The 2,581-nt window shown below is 63.0% G+C and carries 2 protein-coding genes; one reads left to right on the top strand and one right to left on the bottom strand.

Going from position 1 to position 2,581, the window contains the following annotated elements; translation table 11 throughout:
- A partial coding sequence (locus H483_RS38595; RefSeq protein WP_238556260.1) for a TniQ family protein occupies window positions 1-2,152 on the top strand: 2,152 nt, incomplete at its 5' end.
- A gap of 115 nt (window positions 2,153-2,267) precedes the next feature.
- Here the strand turns inward: H483_RS38595 and H483_RS27190 are convergent.
- On the bottom strand, window positions 2,268-2,581 hold a 314-nt coding region (locus H483_RS27190; protein WP_238556259.1), incomplete at its 5' end, for a hypothetical protein.

Raw genomic sequence — 2,581 nt, 5'->3', positions numbered from 1 at the left:
TCCGAAGCACGTCCCTAACAGACCGTACGAAACCATGGGGATCGCCTTCGGGGTGTCCGCAGTGGAGCTCGAACTGGCCACGTTCGCCTCTCTGCCGCACCGAGAGCTCAAGGCCAGTGATGGCGTGGTCCCTGCCACCTTCGACAACCGGGGCGAACGTACTCGCGGCCGCAAGATCTTCCGACGTTCCGGGGCTCGATGGTGCCCTGAGTGCCTTCGAGAACGGCGTGGCGCGTGGCGCCTTTCCTGGTACCTGCCGGTAAGCGTGGCATGCGTCAAACACGCGGTTCTGTTGAACGACCGGTGCGCTGTGTGTGATCGGATTCCGCATTCGGGAGAGAACCGACTGAGCGTCGTACCGGCGAGCCCCACCAAGTGTCTGCACGTCAGCCCTGACAAGAACGCAGCAGCGGCCAGGACACGGATCACGCCTCGATGCGACGCTGACCTCACCTTGGTTACCTCAACCTATCTCGGTCCGGCCCATCCGTACGTGGCTGCCCAGCGGGTGACGAACGAAATTCTTGTGCGCTTAGCCGACGACGGAATGGTGCAGGCTTGCGGGCTCACCGTGCCCGTCCACGACGTCCTGTCATCGTTGATTCAAATCATCAACGCTTTGGTGATCAACGAGTCGGACCTGACAATCGCGGTGACCTCGCACATCGCTCCGGGCCGACGCATCACCACAGGGACCGGATACGTCGCCGGCGAACACGGAAACGGTCCCGGCCCCATCTACGGCTCACAGCTCTCCGCAGCAGAGTACGGGGCCCTCATGACCAGCGCGGTCGATGTCATCTCCGCGCCATCGCTGGAAGTGGCAGCACACGCGCTCGAGCGGTACGAAGATCTTGGTCATCCACCTCCGTTGCCTGGCAGTGGCCGGGGACGGCCCGTACTTAAGCAACAGAGCCGCAACCGCGGCAACCTCACCGCAGCGATCCGCATCCGATCAAGTCAAGAACAGATGAAAGTGGCAGACAGGCTGACGCACCGCACCAGTGCCGTCGTGCCGCGTCCACCGGCTGCCGACTACTTCGCTCGTCCCGGCTGGCCCTACCCCGAGCTCGCCCTGCAATCTCTTCAGAGTCGGCACCTGCCGCAGTCTCTGTGGTCCGATGTTGTAAGTATGTTGCCGGCCGTGTCGACGAAGGGCACTGGGGCCGCGGCGGTGACGTATTCGATGCTTCTGGCCCGCATCGGAACCAGGGAGCGCTGGTTCGAACTGGCGGCAAGCTTCAACCTTCCACAATCGGCAGCGCGCACAGTCAGTGCACACCTCCAGCGCCTCGACGAAAGAGGCGTACTGGACGAAACGCTAGATCTCCTCGACCGGCAGTGGGAGTCACTCCTTCGCAACCCGCCACCGATCGACTACGACCAGCGTCGATGGACCTTTCGGCGACTGCCCGAACTCGATGATCAACTACGCACCGAACTGGCAGAACGTCAGTTCGTCCTCTCGCCCGCCCGTGAACGCTTCGTAGCGACCCGACTCTGGGAGCTTCTCACCGGAAGCGACAACCGCTACGCAGTACTCACCGAACCACTAGCGGCCGGCCGCGAACGCACTGAATACCGGCGCACGCTCGTCGAGCACGCTGCAACGCTAGGAGCGCCCCTTCACGCAGCCGGACGACGGCAACTCGAGGCCCACGGCATTCATGAGCCGCTTGTGTGGAGTCCTTCGGCCGAGGGGCCTAGCGGCGGCGACAAGTCCGGCCCAGACGTGAAAGGAGATGATCCAGACCCGCCAGGGGGCGTATTCCACCTGCGCGAAGTCGGCACCGTGTCCAGAGCGGATATGACTGGTAAGTCGGTGAATCTACCCAACGTCTTGGACCTGGTTCGAGCTAACCCGGCGTCCTTCACAGCGCAATTTAAGACCTGGCAGGGACTCTTCACCGCTGAGGAGTGGCTCACCACTGGACCCAAGCTGGTCGGCAGTGCAGTCAAACGACTAGTTCCCAGCTACAAGATGCGCTCAGATACCGCGCGCGACGTCGAAGACATGGCCAGCTTCTTTCACGCGGCCATCCCGTTCCTCCCGCCGTGGCAACCAGACGACTACCTGCAGACCGATGCTGATCACGTCGCGACGTCCAACACCTCTAGCCCACCTTCCCAAGCCGAAAGCAGTGCTTCATGACACCGGAACGCCACGCCGTTCGACGAAAAGGAAGGCGCCACCGCGGCCACCCGAGGGGAGAGTCAGGCGCCACCTTGATGTAACCGCAGCTGCACCGCGACTTATGACCACCCGGTCAGTCCACAACGTTCAACGCGATAGCCATCCACTGGTCGACATCGCCCGTGTCTGGTCCGAAGGCGGCGCCGTACGCCAGATCGACCTGCTCGGCATGAACCTCGGCGTTGTTGTTTGCGCGGTCGTAGATCGTCAGCTTCGCCCGGGTGGTGTTGTCGGGGTCGCGGGTGACTTCGACTTGGTAGCGGTCGTCGAGGCGGGACCACCACACGACCCAATCGCCGTCGGTGGGCTCGGTGCTGTTCCAGTCCATGACCGGTCCGACAGGCGCGGTGCGGATCGGCTGGGGCCCGGAGCGTGTCAAATCAAATG

This window comes from Dietzia sp. UCD-THP (assembly GCF_000349585.1).
GTDB classification, from domain to species: Bacteria; Actinomycetota; Actinomycetes; order Mycobacteriales; family Mycobacteriaceae; genus Dietzia; species Dietzia natronolimnaea_A.
This window is presented reverse-complemented; position numbering and strand designations above follow the sequence as displayed.